The 881-nt window shown below is 57.0% G+C and carries 2 protein-coding genes and 1 pseudogene; 1 reads left to right on the forward strand and 2 read right to left on the reverse strand.

The features are described from left to right. Window positions 1-132: 132 nt before the first annotated feature. A complete protein-coding gene (locus ACK4TH_RS12365; protein WP_409626881.1) occupies window positions 133-417 on the forward strand; it encodes a PAAR domain-containing protein in 285 nt (94 codons plus the stop codon). Here the strand turns inward: ACK4TH_RS12365 and ACK4TH_RS12370 are convergent. Together ACK4TH_RS12370 and ACK4TH_RS12375 are read right to left on the reverse strand one after the other, a co-directional pair. Further along, a complete protein-coding gene (locus ACK4TH_RS12370; protein ID WP_409626883.1) occupies window positions 376-630 on the reverse strand; it encodes a type II toxin-antitoxin system ParD family antitoxin in 255 nt (84 codons plus the stop codon). The genes ACK4TH_RS12365 and ACK4TH_RS12370 overlap by 42 nt on opposite strands. After that, window positions 581-805: pseudogene (locus ACK4TH_RS12375) on the reverse strand (type II toxin-antitoxin system YhaV family toxin); the annotation flags it as partial. The gene ACK4TH_RS12370 and the pseudogene ACK4TH_RS12375, both read right to left, overlap by 50 nt. Window positions 806-881 lie beyond the last annotated feature (76 nt).

Raw genomic sequence — 881 nt, forward strand, 5'->3', positions numbered from 1 at the left:
CCGCATAGCTCTACTTCTCGGAGCGCTGGATTTCGGGGGGATTACCACTCGACTGGAACTCAGCGATCAGGGCGCGCGGCTGACTGCACCCCGGATTGATTTGAACTGAAGGCTTCATTTAAGGAGGCGGTCATGCCGGCGATCACGCGCCTGGGTGATCAATGCACCGGCCATGGCTGTTTCCCGGCACGCCCGAGTAGCTCCGCTGCCGCCTCGGTGTTCATCAATGGCATCGCGGTGCATCGGGTGGGGGATGCCTGGGGAACTCACTGCTGTGGTCCCGCCTGTCACGCCAGCGTACTGGCGGAGGGCAGTACCAGTGTGTTTGCCGAAGGTCAGGCCGTCGGGCGCATCGGCGATCCGGTGGCCTGTGGGTCAGTGGTGGCTGAGGGCTCGATGAACGTCTTCGCTGGTTGATGTGCCCAATTCTTCGGAGTTGTGGGTGTATTGCCTAGCCAGCATTCTTTGTTTGAACGCGGCGATATCGAATTTCTTCGGTTCGCCGCTGGCTTCACCTTCGATGAGCGCTTGTCGAACAGCCATCATTTCAGCGCTGCAGTCCTGTTCTTGTGCGTGCACTTTATTTCTTCCAGTCGGCTTTTGAGCAAGCCAACAATGCATCCCAGTCATCTGGAGGATTGCCGGACTTGAGCATTTTCTGGAAGACCACGTAAGGGTCGGTCTTGGCGCCGGATGAGCGCAAGGTGTGCTCGTCGTTCACCCAAGCAAAGATGATGATTTTGGTCTTGGAGTCAAACCGAAAAAACAATCGAAAGCGCCTGCCGATCTTGGCACGCCGCCAGTGGAGCCTGTCAGGAATTTTGTGTTTGAGGCATAGCATGTTGGAAAGGAGCATCTATGCCAAGCAAGAAGAAGCCGGC

It is taken from the genome of Tepidimonas sp., from assembly GCF_046292505.1.
In the GTDB taxonomy this organism is placed as follows: Bacteria; Pseudomonadota; Gammaproteobacteria; order Burkholderiales; family Burkholderiaceae_C; genus Tepidimonas.

Bases quoted from the DNA above. Each gene is read 5' to 3' on its own strand.
- ACK4TH_RS12365 (WP_409626881.1), top strand. From the start codon at position 133: ATGCCGGCGATCACGCGCCTGGGTGATCAATGCACCGGCCATGGCTGT.
- ACK4TH_RS12370 (WP_409626883.1), bottom strand. From the start codon at position 630: ATGACTGGGATGCATTGTTGGCTTGCTCAAAAGCCGACTGGAAGAAAT.